Genomic DNA, 19,380 nt, shown 5'->3' with positions numbered 1-19,380 from the left:
GTGCGCCCGGGCCGTATTCGTTATTTTGTTTTTTTCGTCGTTTTCTTCTCTGTCGCCTTTTTGGCCGCGGGTTTCCTTGCGGCAGCTTTTGCCGCGGGCTTGTCGGCCTTCGCGCTCTTCGGAGAGGCTTTTTTCGAGGCCTTTTCCGCCTTCTCGGGCTGCTCCTCCGGTTTGCGTGCGAGGATCATGCCGTAGATGTCCAGCACGGCAGCAACGCTCCACGCCTGCGAAATGGCTCCGCGCGGCGCGAACGGGGGATCGGCGTCGAACAGTTCGCCGATCGAACCGATGCCGTAGGTCTGGATGTCCTCCTCAAATCCGGCTAGAATCTCCTCGGCCTGCGGCAGAAAGGCGTCGCCGTCGATGTCGAAGCAGGCCCTGACGTAGAACGACAGCAGCCACGGCCATACCGATCCGTTCTTGCCCGCGAAGTCGCGTTCGGCGGGCGTACCCTCCTGCGAACCCTTGTAAAGGGGGTTGCGGGGCGAGAGCGTGCGCAGGCCCTTCGGTGTGAGGAGGTGCTGCCGCACCGTGCGGATGACCTCCAGCTGGGTTTGCTCGTCGAGCATCTTGCAGGGCAGTCCGCAGGCGATGATCATGTTCGGACGGATATCCTTGTTGGCGCCGTCGCAGCCCACATAGTCGGCCAGGTAGCCTTCGGGCAGGCGGAAGAGTTCGTTGAACGACGCTGCGGTACGTTCGGGGAGTTTCTCCCACGCCTTCACGAATTTTGTGTCGCCCGCCTCGCCGGCCAGCCGGAGGGCGTAGCTGACGGCATTGTACCACAGGGCGTTGACCTCCACCTGGTAGCCGTTGCGCGGCGTGATGGCATGGCCGTCGATCACGGCGTTCATCCACGTGAGGGGAACCTCCTCCGACGAGGCCCACACCAGCCCGTTGTCGTGGAGCACGACACGGCCCGCGATGCCCCTCTTGTAGGATTCGAGCACCTGCTTCATGGCCTCGCCGTAGCGTTTCCAGATCTTCTTCGCGCCGATCTGCGCTTCGAGCCGCTGAAGGGTCCAGAAGAACCACAGCGGGGCGTCCGCAGCCTCCGCAGCCGACGTATTTCCGGCGAACATGCCCTCGCGCAAGTCGCGCACCTGCGTATCGAGGGCGTCGATGCAGTCCTCCTTGTGGTTCTGCGCCAAGGTGATGCCCGGCAGCGAGACGAAGGTCTGGCGGCCTGAAACCCCGTGCCAGGGATAGCCCGATACCACCTCCGTCCGGTTGCCCGGGCGGCGGATCACAAACTGCCGCGCCGAGTGTTCGAGGCAGCTGATGAAGTCGATCTTGTGCGTGCGGCGCGCAATGGAGCCGCTGAAGAGCTCTTCGATGGTTTTCGTCGAACCCATTTCGTCGAGCGACGCCGAGAAGATGATGCTCTCGCCCTTCTTGAGCTCGGTCTCGAAATAGCCGGTGGTCATCAGGTCCTCGTAGCCGTCGTAGCCGCGGGCGATGTCCTGGCGGTATTCGAAATTGTAGTACCAGTCGGGTGCGGGCACGAACTCTGCATCGGGTTTGCTGGTCTGGAGATACAGCCATGGAAACGAACCGTAGAGGCGGCATTTCACACCGTTAACGGCCGGGTAGGAGTGTCCGTCGGCCTCCATGTTGGCATGCGTCAGCGCATGCTTGTCGCGGAAGGCGAGGAACGGGCGCAACCGGAGGTGCGTTTCCGAATGGGCGTCGACGAGCGTGTAGCGGATCATCAGTTGCGTGCGCTTGTGGATCCAGAGCATCTCCTTCTTGAGGATCACGCCTCCTACGCGATAGGTGATCGTGGGAGTCGGGGTGTACTCGAAATCGGTGATGTACTTGTGGCCGCGCGGCTCGTAGATCCCCTGGAAACGGTGCAGGGCCAGATTGAACGTCTGGTCGTGCTGGATGATCGTTTCGTCGAGCGCCGACAGCAGGACGTAGGTCCGGTCGCTGTCGTCTATCGGGGCCACCATCAGGCCGTGGTAACGGCGGGTGTTGCAGCAGACGATGGTCGTGCTCATGTAGCCGCCGATACGGTCCGTTGCGAGCATTTCGCGCTGGAGCGAGTACTCCAGATTGCCCAATTCGCTTTTGTCGAAAGTAAGTGCTGACATATCGCTAATAAAATACGGTTCGTCCTTTAAAGATATTGAAATTTTCGAATAGTTACAACTTATAATCGGTAATTATTGAATTTTAATACCTTTTTCATAGAGGTATCAGGCCCATTTCACCAGTGCGAAGTCCATGCGGTGGGGCAGGAGCGGGTTGCTGGGGAAGATGCGCAGTGCCACGTCGAACGTGCCGGCTTCGTCGGGAGTGTAGTCGAGGGCGTAGGTGACCAGGCTTTTGTCGGTTTTCGTGCGCTCCAGCGGGATCGTGCGGGTGACGTTGATGGCCTGTCCGTTGACGATCTGCCGCGCGACGACCATCTCCACGCCGATATCCTCGGGCCGGAGGTTGGCGATGTCGAGCGTCACGGCGAACTGGTACTTCTCGCCGACGCAGACGGCCTCCTTGTCGATCTTCACGCGCTGCACGTCGACGATGCGCACTTGGTCCCAGGCGGCCGAGACCTTGCGCTTCCAGGCCGCGATCTCGCGGGCCATGCGGTAAGCTCCGGCGCTCATCTCGCGAGTCCGCGCGGCGAGCTTGTCGTAGAACCGGTTTTCGTAGTCGGTCAGCATGCGGTTGGTCGTGAAGTTCGAGGCGATGTCGGCCACGCACTTCTTCACCGATGCAACCCACTCGTGCGGAATGCCGTCCGTGTCGCGGGCGTAGTATCTGGGGGCGATCTGCTCCTCGATGGTGTTGTAGATCATCTCGGCGTCGAGTTCGTCCTGGAAGTGCTGGTCGGCGAAGGTGCGCTCCATCGGAAGCATCCATCCGGCGCCTTCCTTGTAGCCCTCGACCCACCAGCCGTCGAGCACGGAGAATTGCAGCACGCCGTTCATCACACACTTCTCGCCCGAGGTTCCCGAGGCTTCGAGCGGCCGCGTGGGGGTGTTCAGCCAGACGTCGACACCCTGCACCATGCGGCGTGCGAGTTCCATGTCGTAGTTCTGCAGGAAGAGGATCTTGCCCACGAACTGCGGCATGGCGGCCACCTCGACGATGCGCCGGATCAAGTCCTGTCCCGGTTTGTCGTTGGGGTGTGCCTTGCCCGCGAAGATGAACTGCACGGGGCGCTCCTTGTTGTTGACGATCGCAGCCAGACGGTCGAGGTTCGTGAACAGCAGATAGGCGCGCTTGTAGGTGGCGAAGCGGCGTGCGAATCCGATGGTCAGCACGTCGGGCTTGATGCCCTCGATGACCTGCAGCATCTGGCGCGGCGAGTCGAGACGCACCTGTCTGGGGTCGCTGTAACGCCGGCGGATGTGCTTGATGAGTTTGTTCTTGAGCTTCATGCGCTCCTCCCACAGCTCCCCGTCGGGGATGTTGTGGACCTTCTGCCAGGCCGGGATGTCGTAGACGTGTCCTTCGAATCCGTCGCCGAAGTAACGGGCATAGAGGCGGCGCAGCGACGAGGCGATCCACGTCGGGAAGTGCACGCCGTTGGTGACGTAGCCGATGTGGAGTTCGTTCTTGAAGTAGCCCGGCCACATGTTGCCCAGAATATCCTTCGAGACCTCGCCGTGGAGCCACGAAACGCCGTTGACCTCCTGCGAGAGGTTGCAGGCCAGCACCGACATCGAGAACTTCTCGTTGGGGTCGTTGGGGTTGGTCTTTCCCAGGTTGATATACTGCTCCCAAGTGATGCCCAGCACGTCGGGATAGTGCGACATGTACTGGCGGATCATCGACTCGGGGAATGCGTCGTGGCCTGCGGGCACGGGGGTGTGCGTCGTGAAGAGCGACGAACTGCGCACCACCTCCAGCGCCTCGGAGAACGAGAGCTTGCGGTGGTTCACCAGGTTGCGGATGCGCTCGATGCCGATGAATGCGGCGTGGCCCTCGTTGCAGTGGAACACGTCGTGCTTGATGCCCAGACGGTGCAGCGCGCGGATACCGCCGATGCCCAGCAGGATCTCCTGCTTGAGCCGGTTCTCCCAGTCGCCTCCGTAGAGGTAGTGGGTGACCTGACGGTCCTCCTCGAGGTTGTTTTCGATGTCGGCGTCGAGCAGGTAGAGGTCCGTGCGGCCCACCTGGCACTTCCAGACGCGTGCCGAGAGCGTGCGGCCCGGGAAGGCGATGGTGACGGTCACCCAGCCTCCGGCCTCGTCGCGCACGGGCGAGATCGGCAGTTTGTAGAAATTCTGCGCCTCATAGGTCGCCTCCTGCGCTCCCTGCGACGAAAGACGCTGGGTGAAGTAGCCGTAGCGGTACAAAAGACCCACAGCGGCCATCGGAATGTTCTTGTCCGAAGCCTCCTTGAGGTAGTCACCGGCCAGGATGCCCAGACCGCCCGAGTAGATCTTCAGCGACGAATGCAGACCGTATTCCATCGAGAAGTAGGACACCGTCGTGGCCTTCGGGTCGGGTTTCTCGTTCATGTAGTCGCGGAACTGCGTGTACACGGCGTCGAGTTGCGCGAGGAAGTTCGTGTCCTTTTCGAGCTCCTTCATCCGCTCGACGCTCATCTTGTCGAGGAAGGCGATCGGGTTGCGGTCCGATTCGGCCCACAGTGCGGGGTCGATGCTTTCGAACAGGTCGCGGGCCCCGGGGTTCCAGCACCACCAGAGGTTGCGCGAGAGCTCCTCGAGGGCATGCAGCCGCTTGGGCAGCGTCTTGTCGACCATCATGCGGCTCCAGACGGGTTTTTCGACGAAAAGCTGCTGGCGCACGAAGTTGATCTGCTCGTTTTTCGTGCCGCCGTCGAGCACGGCGCGGTTGGTGCGGACGATCGAACTCTCGATCGCCTCGGAGTAGGCCTGCTCGTAGGCCGCGAAGAGGTGCTCCCAGAGTGCCGTCAGCGAGATTTCATAGGCTGAGGTGTGCTGCTCGTTGACGTGTTTCTCGTCCAGCAGGCTGAAGCGCAGCAGCGTGTCGGCGATCTTCTCCTCGACCTCCTTGTCGTTGTAGTCGTCGCGGCGGATGACCTCCACGCCGGCGTGCTCGCGCTGCTTGTCGACCCAGATGCCGAATCCGGCCAGCGTCGTGGTGATCGTCGGGATCGAGAAGGCCACCGACTCCAGCGGGGTGTAGCCCCACGGTTCGTAGTAGGAGGGGAAAACCGTGATGTCCATACCCACGAGCAGTTCGTAGTAATCCTTACCGAAGATGCCGTCGGCCTTGTTGAGGTACGTGGGGACGAAGATCACCTTTACCTTCGATCCGGGAGCGGTGAGGTTGCTGTCCTTTAGTGCATTCACGATCGGGTCCCACGTTGCGTTCTCCAGATAGTGGGTCGAATATTTGTACTGGCTTTCGTCGATGGGCTGCGACGGGTCGGCCAAGTGGGCCTGCAGGTCGACGCGCGGACCGCGGTTGCCGGCCGGCACGGTGATGTAGGCCAGCACCTCGCGGCGGAGTTTGTCTGAGGCGGCGAGCTGCTTGAGCGACTCGATGAAGACGTCGATGCCCTTGTTGCGGAACTCGTAGCGGCCGCTGGTTCCGACGATCAGCGGGTCGCCCGTGAATTTCTCGCCCAGGCAGGCTTCGGCCACCGATATCAGCGCCTTGCGGGCTTCGTCGCGCTTGGCGTAATATTCGTCGCCCGACCATACGAAGTCGTTCTCGAAGCCGTTGGGCGTCACGCCGTCCGGTTCGCGCCCCAGCAGGTATTTGCATTCGTTGGCCGTGATGTCGCTCACCGTCAGGAATGCGTCGTGGTAGGCGGCGGCCATCTTTTCGATCGAATGCTTGGCCGTGACGTTGAACTGACGGGCCAGCTCGTCGGCGTTGAACTTCGGGAGGTCGTTGTAGAGCGGCAGGCGGTTGCCGGCGATGCAGCGGCCCATGACCGTGGCGTGGGTGGTGAACACTGTGGCGATGTAGGGAGCGTGTTTGCGCAGGTACAGGCCGCCCGCGGCGGTCATCCACTCGTGGAAATGTGCGGCTGCCTTCTCGGTCGGTGTGCAGAAGGTCTCGACGTAGGAGGCGATCACCACGCCTGCGGCCCATCCGAACAGCACCGGCTCGATGTAGTCCCACTGGCCGGAGATCGAATCTACGTGGTACGACTCCCAGAGGCTTTTGAGTATTTCGTCCTTGCGGGGGATCAGCGACGAGAAGTCGACCAGCACGACCGTTGGTTCGCCCTTGATTTTCCAGCGGCCGGCGCGGACGCGGATCCCCTTGTTGTAGAGTCTCTGTCGCCAGGCTTTCAACAGGGAGGGGTCCTCTTCGAACTCGGGATTGACGCCCTCGTGCGAGAGGTCGGGGCCCAGCAGGACATAGCGGTCTGCGAATTTGCGGGTGACGGTCTGCGCTTTGGTCGAGATGACGGTGTGGATGCCGCCGACCTTGTTGCATACTTCCCAACTTACTTCGAACAGCAAATCGGGTGTGTGTTTGGTATTGCTCATATACTTAATGCTGATTTGTAATTTCGTGATGAACCGAACGGGAATTCGGCCGCAAAGGTAATACTTATATTTATATTAAACAATCGAAATCGTATATTTTAAAAATATTTAATAATAACTTAATATTTCTGTTCCACTTGGTTGCGCGGTCTGGTTACGTTTTGAAAAGCGCCTCGATCACCGCGTCGGAGACCAGCATCCGCGCCGGCGGCAGGGCCATCCGTCCTGCGGCGAGTATGAGGGTGCGGCTTTCCAGCCACGGAGCCGCATCTCGCATCATCCGTGCCGCACTTTCCGCTCCGAACAGCCTTTCCACCTCCTGCAGGTCGATGCCTTCGGCCGTGCGCAGCCGGGTCATCACGTATTCGTTGAAGCGGTCGCGGTCGGTGAGGGTTTCCGCTTCGGCGGGGGCTCCGTCGATGTATTCCGTCACCGAAGAGACATTCCAGTGGCGTTCCCGCCCGTCGAACGAATGGGCTGCGGGGCCGATGCCGAGGTACTTCACGCCGTGCCAGTAAGCCGCGTTGTGGCGGGCGCGGAAGCCGGGCAGGGCGAAATTCGAAACCTCATAGTGTTCGAATCCCGCCCCGGTCAGCGTTTCGTGTACGAGGGCGTATTCCGCTTCGCTGGCGGCTTCGTCCACCGGGGCGAACAGCCCGCGGGCGGCCCGCCGCCCGAAGGCCGTGTCGGGCTCGATGGTCAAATGGTATGCCGAAATGTGCTGCACGCCCAGTGCGAGGGCACAGTCGAGCGAGCGGCGCAGCGCGTCGTTCCCGAAACCCGGGACGCCGAAAATCAGATCGACGGTGATGTTTTCATAACCTTCGCGCCGGGCATTGCGCACGGCCTCGACGGCCTGTGCCGCATTGTGGCGGCGGTTCATCAGCTTGAGACACGCCTCGTCGAACGACTGGATGCCGATCGACAGGCGGTTGACACCCGCGCGGCGCAGCGCTGCGAGGTAGGCGGGGCTGAGGTCGTCGGGATTGGCTTCGAGCGTGGTCTCCTCCACGGCCGAGCAGTCGAACAGCGTTGCGGCATGGTCCAGCAGTCCCGCTATGGCCTCCGGAGTGCATAGCGAGGGGGTGCCGCCGCCGAAGTAGCGGGTGCGCACCGCTTCGCCGCCCAGATATTCCCGCCGGGCGTCCAGCTCGCGGTGCATGGCCTCCAGAAGCGGGTCCATGCGGCGCAGATCGACGCTTTTGTAGAAATCGCAGTAGGCGCAGACGCGCTTGCAGAAGGGTATGTGGAAATAAAGTCCGGCCATGTTATCCAAAGATACGAAAAAGAAGGGGGACTGCAAAACGGAATTGCATCCGGAACGGGAATATTTTCCCCTGCGGCCCCGTTCCGGGCCGGTGCAGGCCGTGAAGTCGGGGCGGCAACCGGTCATTTTCAGCACGATGCGCCCGGCGGGGCAGGGTGCATCCAGAGTACCGGATTTTTTGCCGGACGATCCGTCCGAGGATTTGCGGAGGGCTTTTCGACGCTGCCGTGCGACGCTGCCGGGGGCTGTGGGGTTATCGGGAAAAAATAATAAATATTTTTTGTAATTTGGGCTGTTAATTTTTTCACAATTATGAAAGTTTTTCTACCTTTGTGCCGTTGAAGTCCGGATTTTGCGGGCGGCAACGTTCGGTTGAAAAAGAGGATTTTAATCAAATAATTACGATTATGGACAAAATGGATTTGAAAAAGTACGGAATCACGGGTGTGACCGAGGTTGTGTACAATCCCTCCTACGACGAACTGTTCCGTGAGGAGACGAAAAAGGGCCTGCGCGGCTATGAGAAGGGTCAGCTGACCGAGACCGGCGCCGTGAACGTGATGACCGGCGTTTACACCGGCCGTTCGCCCAAGGACAAGTTCTTCGTAATGGACGAGACCACCAAGGATACGATCTGGTGGACTTCCGACGAATATAAGAACGACAACAAGCCTGTTACGAAGAAGGCTTGGAAAGAGCTGAAGAAAATCGCCGTTGAGGAGCTTTCGGGCAAGAAACTCTTCGTTGTGGACACGTTCTGCGGTGCCAACGAGAATTCGCGTCTGAAGATCCGTTTCATCATGGAGGTTGCTTGGCAGGCTCACTTCGTGAAGAACATGTTCATCCGTCCGACGGACGAGGAGCTGGAGAAGTACGGCGAGCCCGACTTCGTGGTGCTCAACGCTTCGAAGGCCAAGGTGAAGAACTACAAGGAGCTGGGTCTGAATTCGGAGACGGCCGTTGTCTTCAACCTCACCGAGAAGATGCAGGTGATCATCAACACCTGGTACGGCGGCGAGATGAAGAAGGGTATGTTCTCCTACATGAACTACCTGCTTCCGCTGAAGGGCATGGCTTCGATGCACTGCTCGGCCAACACCAACGAGAAGGGCGAGACCGCTATCTTCTTTGGTCTGTCGGGCACCGGCAAGACCACGCTTTCGACCGACCCGAAGCGTCAGCTCATCGGTGACGACGAGCACGGCTGGGACGACGACGGCGTCTTCAACTTCGAGGGCGGCTGCTACGCCAAGGTGATCAACCTCTCGAAGGAGAACGAGCCTGACATCTGGAATGCCATCCGCCGCAACGCCCTGCTGGAGAACGTGACGGTGGACAAGAAGGGCAATATCGACTATGCCGACAAGTCGGTTACGGAGAACACCCGCGTGTCGTACCCGATCTTCCACATCGAGAATATCGTGAAGCCCGTATCGAAGGCTCCGGCTGCCAAGAAGGTCATCTTCCTTTCGGCCGACGCATTCGGCGTGCTGCCCCCGGTTTCGATCCTGACCCCCGAGCAGACGAAGTACTACTTCCTCTCCGGTTTCACTGCCAAGCTCGCAGGTACGGAGCGCGGTATCACCGAGCCTACGCCGACCTTCTCGGCCTGCTTCGGCGCAGCCTTCCTGTCGCTGCACCCCACCAAGTACGGTGAGGAACTGGTGAAGAAGATGCAGAAGTCGGGTGCCAAGGCCTACCTCGTGAACACGGGTTGGAACGGAACCGGCAAGCGTATCTCGATCAAGGACACGCGCGGCATCATCGACGCCATCCTCGACGGTTCGATCGACAAGGCTCCGACCAAGACCATGCCTATCTTCGATTTCGTGGTTCCGACGGCTCTGCCGGGCGTAGATCCCACGATCCTCGATCCTCGTGACACCTACCAGAGCGCCAAGGATTGGGAGGTTAAGGCAGAGGATCTGGCCAACCGCTTCGTGAAGAACTTCGTGAAGTTCACGGGCAACGAGGAGGGCAAGAAACTCGTAGCCGCAGGCCCGAAATTGAAATAATCATTTCGATTATAGAGAAGTCAGGAGGCCCTCGAACCAAACGGTTCGGGGGCCTCTTTTGTCGTGTGTGGCGGAGTGCCTGTCAGGCGGATGGACTCCGCCGGTCTTCGGGGGGGTGGAATGGCAGGAGGGGGCGCACATTACGGTTTCAGACCCATTGTGTGGATGGATCGGGAGATGTGCATTGCGCGCAGGGGCCTGACGGAGCGGGTTGCCGCAACCGGACGGACTCCGGAGCTGTGGGGCAAGGGAATTGCGGGAGCGATGTGCAATGAATCTCCGGCCATAAACGGCGCTATGCGGTCAGCGCATGGATTTTGGGGTGAAGATACGGTAGCCGAATGAAACGCCGATTTTATTGGGGTACCACTCCGATGAACCGTTGAAGGGATCGGGATGCTTCGGTTGTATGGGGCGGTGGGGATACATTTCGATCTCTCCGTTCTTCGAGTATCCGTTGTAGTGGCTGTCCATCCAGGCCCAGCCCAGATAGGCGTCGAGCAGCCATCTCTGGCCGAGCATGCGTTCGTAACCCACGCATAGTCCGATCATCATGCCGTAGCCTTTGCTGTAACGGTTCTCACATTTGATTGTCCATCCGTCGATGAAGGGTTTTGACATGTCGAAGGCCATCATACCAATGTTGGCTCCGAGGTACCATCCCCGGTTGTGTTCTTTGAAGTAGCGGCGGTATTCCCCCATGAATATGCCGAAGGTCATGTGGTTGCCGTTGATCGATTTCCATGGCGAGACGAGGATCTCGCTTTGCAGTGTCGATTTGGGCGAGATGGCGAATTCAATGGCGGGATTCACCACGCCGACCAGTGCGAGGAGGCCGTTGAGTTTGACATAGCCTTGCGCTAGGGCGTTTGAACTCGTTAAAAAGACGAGAAGAAGGGTGCAGAATTTTATTTTGCTCAATTGATGTCTTGTGGGTGTTTAAGTTGTTGGTACAAAGGTAGAGAAAGCGCTAATTCCGTTCCGGATTCCTGCCGGTGACAGCACTTCGCCTGTGCTGCTTCTTGTGCGGTATGGCCTGATCCGACCTCTGTCGCGCGTTTTCTTCCCGAAAATGACAAGAGCCGGACTTGAGGAGAAGTCCGGCTCTTGCAGAACAGTCGGTATGGCGCTCTTATACCGTCATGATCTCCTTCTCCTTCTTCGAAAGCGCTTCGTCCAGTGTCTTGGAGAACTTCTCGAGCAGTTTCTGCGACTGTGTTTCGCCGTCCTTCGATTCGTCTTCGGGCATGCCCTCCTTCTGGGCCTTCTTGAAGGCTTCCACCGCGTCGCGGCGTGCGTTGCGCAGGCTGATGCGGGCGGTTTCCGCTTCGCTGCGCACCTGCTTCACCAACTCCTTGCGGCGCTCCTCCGTAAGGGGCGGAATCGTCAGGCGGATCTGCTCGCCGTTGTTCGAGGGGGTCAGCCCGATGTTCGAGTCGATGATGGCCTTCTCGATCGGTCGCAGCATGTTCTTGTCCCACGGCTGGATCAGGATGGTCCTGGCGTCGGGTACGGTGACGCTGGCAGCGCCCGAAACGGGAACCTGCGAACCGAAATAGTCGACCATCACGCCGTTCAGTACGTTGGGCGACGCCTTGCCGGCGCGAACGTTCAAAAGTTCCTCTTCGAGGTGGTCGATGGCCTTCTGCATGCGGCCCGTAGCTTCGTTGAGAATCGTCTTGGTATCCATAAATGTTGGGGGTTTAATTTTCGAGTGTTTTTTCAATGGTGCGGATCAGCTCCTCGAATTCATGATCGTCGTAGCCGACCGTGGCCAGCACGACCTTGCCCTTGCGGTCGATCACGAAGTTCCGCGGGATGTAGTTCGAGGCGTAGCGGTCGTAGACGGCGCGTGCGGGGTCGAGACCCATCGGGAAGGTGTATCCCTTCTTTTCGCGGAATGCCTCCACGGCTTCGCGTTTCTCGCCGCGCGATACGGGCAAGAAGACGAATTCCCTGCCGGCAAAGCGGTCGATGATGTCCGTCTGCACACGGGTCAGCTCCTGCCGGCAGGGCGGGCACCACGTGGCCCAGAAGTTGAGCAGCACGACTTTGCCCTTCAGGTCGCCGAGCGTCACGGAACTGCCGTCGACCATCTCGACCGTGAAGTCCGGGGCCGTGTCTCCGACCTTTACGAGCGTAGTCGCTTCGGCGTCCGTTTCGGCCTCGTTTCTGGTGTTGCGGTTGCCGCACGAGGGCAGCAGCAGGATGGCGGCGATGATGACGGCGATCAGCGCCAGCATCACCCACAGCGATTTGTTGCTTTTCTTGGTTGCCATAGTCTTACAGTTTTACCAGCGTTCCGATCTTCTCCCCGGCAAGGACCTTGCCGAGGTTGCCTGCGGTGTCCATGTCGAAGACGATGATGGGGAGCTCGTTTTCGCGGCAGAGCGTGAAGGCCGTGAGGTCCATGACCTTCAGCCGGCGGTCGAGGACCTCCTCGAACGATATTTCATCGAATTTCGTTGCCGTGGGGTCCTTCTCCGGGTCGGCCGTGTAGACGCCGTCCACGCGGGTACCCTTCAGCATCACGTCGGCCTCGATCTCGATGCCGCGCAGCGCCGACGCCGAGTCGGTCGTGAAGTAGGGGTTCGACGTTCCGCCCCCGATGATCACCACATGCCCCGCCTCGAGGTATTCGATGGCCCGGGCCTTGGAGTAGTATTCGCCGATGGGCTCCATGCGGATCGAGGTGAGTACCTTGCACCGCACGCCGTTGTCTTCGAGTGCCGACTGGAGCGCCAACGAGTTGATGATCGTGGCGAGCATGCCCATCTGGTCGCCCTTCACGCGGTCGAAGCCCTTTTTGGCGCCCGTGAGGCCGCGGAAGATGTTGCCGCCGCCGATGACGATGCCGATCTGGACGCCGGTCTCCGCGGCCGCCTTGATCTGTTCGGCATAGGATTGCAACGTCTCGGGGGAGAGTCCGTATTTCTGTTCGCCCTGCAGCGATTCGCCGCTCAATTTCAGGAGTATTCGCTTGTATTTCATCGTGGGTCGTATTTTATCGTAGTGCGAAGATAGGTATTTTTTCCTGAAAATTCATATATATTCCTTATCTTTGGTGTCGTAACGGCACTTTTACCGGCCGGTGCGTTTGCCGGGCCGCGCGCAATCCGGTTTTGGAGTCGTCTGTTCTTTTTTCTATCTTTGCAATCCTTATGTCGTTGAAAGAATATAAACTGCTCGATACGATTTCCTCACCGCAGGAGTTGAAACAACTCCGGCCCGAGGAGCTGGCTGCCTACTGCGACGAACTGAGGCGGTACATCATCGACGAGTGCGCGGTCAATCCGGGGCACTTGGCGTCGAGCCTCGGGGCCGTGGAGTTGGCTGCAGCCCTGCATTATGTCTTCGACACCCCGGAGGACAAGATCGTCTGGGACGTCGGTCACCAGACCTATGCCCACAAGATCATCACGGGGCGCCGCGAGGCCTTCCGGACCAAACGCAAGCTGAACGGGATCAGCGGTTTCCCGCGCATGTCCGAGAGCGAATACGATGCTTTCGGGGGCGGGCACGCTTCGGTGTCGATCTCCGCGGCGTTCGGCATGGCCAAGGCGGCCGAGCTGCGGGGCGAGAAGCGTCAGGTCGTGGCCGTGATCGGCGACGGCTCGATGACCGGCGGCCTCGCTTTTGAGGGTCTGAACAACGCCGGGGCCTCGAAGAGCACCAACCTGCTGGTGATTCTCAACGACAACAACATGGCCATCGACCAGGCCACGGGGGCCCTGAAAAACTACCTGCTGAAAATCGCGACGTCGGTGCACTACAACCGCTTCAAGCAATGGCTCTGGGGGCTGATGTCGCATACGCCGCGGCTGTTGCGGCTTTGCCAGAAGGCGGGCAACGCCGTGAAGCAGGGTCTGCTGAACAAGAGCAATTTTTTCGAAAGTCTCAATTTCCGTTATTTCGGTCCGGTGGACGGACACAACCTCAAGGAGTTGGTGCGGACGCTCCGGGCATTGCACGACATCGAGGGGCCCAAGCTGCTTCACGTGATGACGGTGAAGGGCAAGGGTTACCTGCCGGCCGAGCACGACCAGCCCGTCTGGCATGCTCCGGGGCGGTTCAATCCCGACACGGGGGAGCGGATTTCGGCTCCGGGCGGCGCGGCGCGTTATCAGGACGTGTTCGGTGAAACCCTGCTGGAGCTGGCGCGCCGCGACGAGCGCGTCGTGGGCATCACACCCGCCATGCCGTCGGGCTGTTCGATGAACATTCTGATGCGCGAGATGCCCGACCGCTGTTTCGACGTGGGGATCGCCGAGGGACATGCCGTGACCTTCTCGGCCGGACTGGCCGCCGCGGGCATGATCCCCTTCTGCAACATTTATTCGAGCTTCATGCAGCGGGCCTACGACAATGTGATCCACGACGTTGCGATTCAGGATCTTCCGGTGGTGCTGTGTCTCGACCGGGGCGGTCTGGTTGGCGAGGACGGGGTGACGCACCACGGGCTCTTCGACATGGCCGCTTTCGGCACCGTGCCGGGGCTGACGATCGCCGCGCCGATGAACGAACCCGAACTGCGCAACATGATGTACACGGCCCTCGGCTCGGGACATCCCTTTATGATCCGCTATCCGCGGGGCAACGGCGAGGGACTGGCGTGGCGCGGTGCGGCATTCGAGACGCTGCCCGTCGGGCGTGGGCGCCTTCTGCGCGAAGGCACGGATGTGGCGCTGTTGACCGTGGGGACCGTCGGCAATGCCGCCGCACGGGCGGCCGTGCGGGCTGCCGCGTCGGGCGTGAGTGCCGCGCACTACGACCTGCGGTTTGTCAAGCCGCTGGATGAAGCGCTGCTGGACGAGGTGGGTCGTAAATTCCGGCGTGTGGTCACGGTCGAGGACGGTTCGCTGCGCGGAGGCGTCGGCGAGGCCATCGCGGCGTTCTTCAACGGCCACGGCTACGACGTGCGGGTGCAGCGGCTCGGCATCGGCGACCAGTGGGTCGATCACGGCACCCCCGGGCAACTGTATGCCCTTTGCGGCTACGACGAGGAGGGCATTCTGCGCACCCTGCTCGATCCCCGCACGTAAATTTTCCGCAGCGCATTTTTCCGGCACAAATTCTGCAGGATGACCTCCCGAAACGACCGGGAAGCCGTTGCCTGCACATCCAAAGGGGCGGTTATTCCGCCCCTTTTGGCGTAAGGGTGCAGGTCAGAGAACGAACACCCAGTCGTCGCCCTTCGAGAGGAGCGGGTCGAGGCGGAATCCTTCCCATTCGAACGATTGGAGCGTCGCGGGATCGGCGATGCGGTTTTTCAGGATGTGCCGCGTCATCTCTCCGCGGCACATTTTCGTATAGACCACGACGGTTTTCAGCCGGTCGCCTTCGCGGATGCGGAATTCGGGCGTGATGACCCGTGCTTCGCGGCAGAGGCGTTTCCAGTCGAAGAGCCGCTTCATCTCCCCGCTCGCCAGGTTGACCAGGATGCCGTCGTCGGCGTGGATGCGCCCCAGCAGGTCGTCGGTCAGCCGGCTCTGCCAGTAGGAAAACATCGTTTCGTCGCCGTGGCCGGGCAGTATGGCGTCGCCTTCGAGCCGGTAGGTGCGGATGGCATCCAGCGGGCGGAGCAGCCCGTAGAGGAACGAGGTGATGTTGAGATGCTGCTGGGCGTATTCGAAATCGGCGTCGGAGAAACTCGCCGGGTCGATGCGTTTGAACACGATCCCCGTATAGGCCGCAAGGGCCGGAATCGCCGCATCGTCGTCGCCGTGGAAGCGGCCGTAGCGCAGGCGGTTTTCGGCGGCGATGCGGGGGTTGACGCGCAGCATCCGGGCTAGTTCGTCGGTCGAGAGCGTCGCCAGACTGGCGGCCAGACTGGCGGCCTCGGCGCGGTAGGCGGGCCGGGTCGTGCCGGGCGTCGGGACGGAACTGCGCTCCGTCATCGTCTTGGCGCAGGAGAGGAGTAGTTGCATGGTGTCCGGACGTTAGGCTACGGAGCAGGGGATGCCGAGCGCTTCGACACGCGCGGCGATGGCCTGCAGTTCCTCTTTAGTGACTTTTTCGAGTGTCGGGCAGGGGGTGTCGCGGTCGAGCGAGTAGACCATCACCTGCCGCGGGCGGATTTCGGCGACGAGTTCGAGCCAGGCCGATATTTCCGCTTCGGAGGTGTTGTCGACGGGCTGTCCGTCGCACTCCCCGCGCAGGAACATCGTTTGCAGGATCATGTGCCCCTCGAAGCGTTTCATCTCTTCGACGATGCCCCGCACCGAATAGGATGCGCTCTGCGGGTTGTTCATGCGCCGCACCGTCGCATCGAACGCCGAGTCGAGCTTGAGGATGTTGTTGTCCACGCGCAGCAGGGCGCGGCGCACGCTGTCGCGGTGGATCTGCGTGGCGTTGGAGAGAACCGAGACCTTGGCCGTGGGGCACAACGCGTCGCGCAGGGCGATCGTGTCGCCGATGATGGCTTCGAAATCGGGATGCATGGTCGGTTCTCCGTTGCCGGCGAAGGTGATCACGTCGGGCGGCGTGTCGTCGGCCACCATGCGGCGTATGGTCGCTTCGAGCTGCGTGCGGACCTCCTCACGGTCGTTGAAGCGTCGTCCTCCGGGGTGCTCGGCATTCCAGCCGCATTCGCAGTAGATGCAGTCGAACGAGCAGAGTTTCGAGGCGAGCGGGAGCAGGTTGACTCCCAGCGAAAGGCCCAGCCGCCGTGAATGCACCGGGCCGAAGATAATGTCGTGGAATAGCGATGTCATGATGCGAAATTAAGCATTAAGAATCAGGAATTCAAAATTAATTCCTAAATTTACCAAAATACCTTTTTATGAAATTCAAGTTCGGACTTTTGCCGCGCGTCGTGCTGGCCATTGCACTGGGTATCGCCTGCGGGTTCTTCCTCCCCGACTGGGCGACACGCATTGCGCTGACGTTCAATGCTGTCTTCGGACAGTTTCTGGGATTTACCATTCCGCTGCTGATCCTCGGTCTGGTGGCTCCGGGCATCGCCGATCTGGGCCGGAATGCCGGTCGTCTGCTGGCCCTGACCGCCGCACTGGCCTATGCCTTCACGCTTTTTTCGGGATTCGGGACCTATCTGACGGGGCGGCTTCTCTTCCCCGCGCTGCTCGAAGCCTCCTCGGCCGTGCTGCCCGAGGAGGGGGCGGCCCTTACCCCCTATTTCACGGTCGAAATGCCGCCCGTGATGGGGGTGATGTCGGCCCTGGTCCTCGCCTTCGTGCTGGGATTGGGCATGGCCTATATCCGCTCGGTGACGCTCAAGGGGGCGATGGACGACTTCAAGCGGATCATCGAACTGGTGATTCTGCGCGTCATCATCCCGCTGCTGCCCTGCTACATCTTCGGCATCTTTCTGTCGATGGCCCGGTCGGGGCAGGTGGCCGGGGTGCTGGATGTCTTCGTGCGGCTGATTGCGGTGATCTTCTGCATGACGGTCGTGCTGCTTCTCGTGCAGTTCTCCATCGCGGGGCTTGTGGCGCGTAAAAACCCGCTGAAGATGCTCCGCACGATGCTGACGGCCTATGTCACGGCCCTCGGGACGCAGTCGTCCGTGGCGACGATCCCCGTGACTCTGGCCCAGACCGTGAAGCTGGGCGTGCGTCCCGAACTGGCGTCGTTCGTCGTGCCGCTGTGCGCCACGATCCACCTCTCGGGTTCGATGATGAAGATTACGGCCTGTGCGCTGGCCGTGTCAATGCTCGCCGGGCTGGAGATCCCGGCATCGACCTTCGCGGGGTTCATCCTGCTGCTGGCCGTGACGATGGTGGCGGCTCCGGGAGTACCGGGCGGGGCCATCATGGCGGCACTGGGGCTGCTGGAGTCGATGCTGGGGTTCGATGAGACCCTCGCGGCACTGATGATCGCCACCTATATCGCCATGGACAGTTTCGGAACGGCGACCAACGTGACGGGCGACGGCGCCGTGGCGGTGATCGTCGATGCCGTCGACCGGCGGCGTTGAAAAACTCCGCTTTCGGGCCGCCGTCGGCGGCCCTTTTCCTTTATTCGGGGCCGAAATAAGTATAAATGCGTATCCTTGTGGAATAAAAAACGGCTACTTTTGAATGCCAATTCCGTTTTATGTATACTTTTGTGCGTTCGAAACGGAAAAAAGAGACACAAACTCATAATTACAAGACAAATATGGTTGATATTTTTGCACGCCTCGAGAAAAATGCGGGCGGACCGATCGGTCAGTACATGTCGTACGCCCACGGTTATTATGCCTTCCCCAAACTCGAAGGCGACATCGGTCCCCACATGGTTTTCCGGGGCAAGAAGATGCTCAACTGGAGCCTGAACAACTACCTCGGACTGGCCAACCATCCCGAGGTGCGCAAGGCCGATGCCGAGGGTGCCGCCCAGTTCGGCATGGCGGCACCGATGGGTGCCCGCATGATGAGCGGACAGACCGTTTACCACGAGCGTCTGGAACGTGAACTGGCCGCGTTTGTCGGCAAGGAGGATGCTTTCCTGCTCAACTTCGGTTACCAGGGTATGATCTCGATCATCGACTGCCTGCTGACTCCCCGCGACGTGGTCGTCTACGATGCCGAGGCTCACGCCTGCATCATCGACGGACTCCGGCTCCACAAGGGCAAGCGCTTTGTTTTCGGTCATAACGACATGGAGTCGCTGCGCCTGCAGCTGCAGCATGCTACGGATCTGGCCGAGGAGCAGAACGGCGGTGTGCTGGTGATCACCGAGGGTGTGTTCGGCATGAAGGGTGACCTGGGCAAGCTCGACGAGATCGTGGCTTTGAAGAAGGATTTCCAGTTCCGTTTGCTGGTCGACGATGCTCACGGCTTCGGTACGATGGGCCCGGGCGGTCGCGGCACGGCGGCACATTTCGGTGTTGTCGACGGCGTGGACGTGCTCTTCAACACCTTTGCCAAGTCGATGGCCGGAATCGGAGCTTTCGTGAGCGGTCCCCGCTGGCTGATCAACCTGCTGCGCTACAACATGCGTTCGCAGCTCTACGCCAAGTCGCTCCCGATGCCGATGGTGATCGGTGCGCTGAAGCGCCTGGAGCTGATCCGCAACCACCCCGAATTCCAGGAGAAGCTCTGGGAGATCGTCCGCGCGCTCCAAAGCCGTCTGAAAGAGAACGGTTTCGAAATTGGAGTGACCAATTCGCCGGTGACGCCCGTCTTCCTGAAGGGCGGTATCCCCGAGGCCACGAACCTGGTCGTGGACCTGCGCGAGAACCACGGCATTTTCTGCTCGATGGTGGTTTACCCCGTGATCCCGAAGGGCGAAATCATCCTGCGTATCATCCCGACGGCGGTGCACACCCTCGAGGATGTGGAGGTCACGATCGAGGCTTTCAAATCCGTTCGCGAGAAACTCGAGACCGGAGTCTATGCTTCGATGCCCATTCCGGCGCGTGCCGACGAGGGCTTCATGATCCGCTAAAAGCTATTTTCGATACGAATGTCCCCGACCGCAAGGCCGGGGACATTTTGTTTGGACAAAAGTACCCGAAAAATTTTGCAGAATAAATTTTTCATTTTATATTTGCAGTCCCGAAACACAGGAAACGCTGCTTTCCCGGAACGGAGAAAAATATTTTGCGGAAATAGCTCAGTTGGTAGAGCGCAACCTTGCCAAGGTTGAGGTCGCGGGTCCGAGTCCCGTTTTCCGCTCTTCGAAGGCGAGTGATAATCAAAGGATT

Annotated in this window: 14 protein-coding genes and 1 tRNA gene; 6 read left to right on the top strand and 9 right to left on the bottom strand. The window is 60.2% G+C overall.

The genetic code is table 11. The annotated features are described in order from the left end of the window. Nucleotides 1–20: 20 nt before the first annotated feature. The 3 genes from QZ460_RS09815 to hemW all read right to left on the bottom strand — a co-directional run bounded on the left by QZ460_RS09815 (nt 21) and on the right by hemW (nt 7,716). A complete protein-coding gene (locus QZ460_RS09815) occupies nt 21–2,096 on the bottom strand; it encodes a glycogen debranching enzyme N-terminal domain-containing protein (protein WP_290541402.1) in 2,076 nt (691 codons plus the stop codon). A gap of 105 nt (nt 2,097–2,201) precedes the next feature. Beyond that, a complete protein-coding gene (glgP, locus tag QZ460_RS09810) occupies nt 2,202–6,449 on the bottom strand; it encodes an alpha-glucan family phosphorylase (RefSeq protein WP_290541401.1) in 4,248 nt (1,415 codons plus the stop codon). A gap of 154 nt (nt 6,450–6,603) precedes the next feature. Beyond that, on the bottom strand, nt 6,604–7,716 hold the full coding sequence (gene hemW, locus QZ460_RS09805) for a radical SAM family heme chaperone HemW (protein WP_290541400.1): 1,113 nt from the start codon (nt 7,714–7,716) through the stop codon (nt 6,604–6,606). On the opposite strand from hemW, the gene QZ460_RS09800 reads away from it, so the two are divergent. Both QZ460_RS09800 and pckA read left to right on the top strand, forming a co-directional pair. Beyond that, nucleotides 7,715–8,002, top strand: a complete 288-nt coding sequence (locus QZ460_RS09800) for a hypothetical protein (protein WP_290541399.1) — start codon at nt 7,715–7,717, stop codon at nt 8,000–8,002. The two genes, hemW and QZ460_RS09800, sit on opposite strands and share 2 nt — an antisense overlap. A gap of 121 nt (nt 8,003–8,123) precedes the next feature. Continuing rightward, on the top strand, nt 8,124–9,731 hold the full coding sequence (pckA, locus tag QZ460_RS09795; RefSeq protein WP_290541398.1) for a phosphoenolpyruvate carboxykinase (ATP): 1,608 nt from the start codon (nt 8,124–8,126) through the stop codon (nt 9,729–9,731). 303 nt (nt 9,732–10,034) lie between these two features. On the opposite strand, the gene QZ460_RS09790 is transcribed toward pckA, so the two are convergent. The 4 genes from QZ460_RS09790 to pyrH all read right to left on the bottom strand — a co-directional run bounded on the left by QZ460_RS09790 (nt 10,035) and on the right by pyrH (nt 12,722). Next, the gene (locus tag QZ460_RS09790; RefSeq protein WP_290541409.1) at nt 10,035–10,643 is read right to left on the bottom strand and encodes a DUF3575 domain-containing protein; all 609 of its coding nucleotides are present in this window, start codon (nt 10,641–10,643) and stop codon (nt 10,035–10,037) included. 220 nt (nt 10,644–10,863) lie between these two features. Beyond that, complete coding sequence (gene frr, locus QZ460_RS09785; RefSeq protein WP_290541397.1) at nt 10,864–11,421, bottom strand: ribosome recycling factor; 558 nt, start codon at nt 11,419–11,421, stop codon at nt 10,864–10,866. A gap of 13 nt (nt 11,422–11,434) precedes the next feature. After that, nucleotides 11,435–12,010 carry a TlpA disulfide reductase family protein gene (locus tag QZ460_RS09780; RefSeq protein WP_290541396.1) on the bottom strand — a complete coding sequence of 192 codons (576 nt, stop codon included), beginning with the start codon at nt 12,008–12,010 and terminating at the stop codon, nt 11,435–11,437. A gap of 4 nt (nt 12,011–12,014) precedes the next feature. Beyond that, nucleotides 12,015–12,722 (bottom strand): UMP kinase, encoded by a 708-nt coding sequence (gene pyrH, locus QZ460_RS09775; RefSeq protein WP_290541395.1) that lies wholly within the window; start codon nt 12,720–12,722, stop codon nt 12,015–12,017. Nucleotides 12,723–12,892: 170 nt separating this feature from the next. On the opposite strand from pyrH, the gene dxs reads away from it, so the two are divergent. Continuing rightward, on the top strand, nt 12,893–14,773 hold the full coding sequence (dxs, locus tag QZ460_RS09770; protein WP_290541394.1) for a 1-deoxy-D-xylulose-5-phosphate synthase: 1,881 nt from the start codon (nt 12,893–12,895) through the stop codon (nt 14,771–14,773). 123 nt (nt 14,774–14,896) lie between these two features. On the opposite strand, the gene QZ460_RS09765 is transcribed toward dxs, so the two are convergent. Both QZ460_RS09765 and QZ460_RS09760 read right to left on the bottom strand, forming a co-directional pair. Then, on the bottom strand, nt 14,897–15,658 hold the full coding sequence (locus tag QZ460_RS09765; RefSeq protein ID WP_290541393.1) for a YaaA family protein: 762 nt from the start codon (nt 15,656–15,658) through the stop codon (nt 14,897–14,899). A gap of 12 nt (nt 15,659–15,670) precedes the next feature. After that, nucleotides 15,671–16,444, bottom strand: coding sequence for a radical SAM protein (locus tag QZ460_RS09760; protein ID WP_290541392.1), 774 nt, complete (start codon nt 16,442–16,444; stop codon nt 15,671–15,673). Between the two features lie 68 nt (nt 16,445–16,512). On the opposite strand from QZ460_RS09760, the gene QZ460_RS09755 reads away from it, so the two are divergent. The 3 genes from QZ460_RS09755 to QZ460_RS09745 all read left to right on the top strand — a co-directional run bounded on the left by QZ460_RS09755 (nt 16,513) and on the right by QZ460_RS09745 (nt 19,351). Beyond that, nucleotides 16,513–17,667, top strand: a complete 1,155-nt coding sequence (locus QZ460_RS09755; protein WP_290541391.1) for a dicarboxylate/amino acid:cation symporter — start codon at nt 16,513–16,515, stop codon at nt 17,665–17,667. Between the two features lie 182 nt (nt 17,668–17,849). Next, nucleotides 17,850–19,121, top strand: a complete 1,272-nt coding sequence (locus QZ460_RS09750; RefSeq protein WP_290541390.1) for a pyridoxal phosphate-dependent aminotransferase family protein — start codon at nt 17,850–17,852, stop codon at nt 19,119–19,121. Nucleotides 19,122–19,278: 157 nt separating this feature from the next. Further along, a tRNA-Gly gene (locus QZ460_RS09745) sits at nt 19,279–19,351 on the top strand. Nucleotides 19,352–19,380 lie beyond the last annotated feature (29 nt).

Origin of the sequence: Alistipes sp., assembly GCF_020026455.1 — a bacterium.
Classification (GTDB): domain Bacteria; phylum Bacteroidota; class Bacteroidia; order Bacteroidales; family Rikenellaceae; genus Alistipes.
This window is presented reverse-complemented; position numbering and strand designations above follow the sequence as displayed.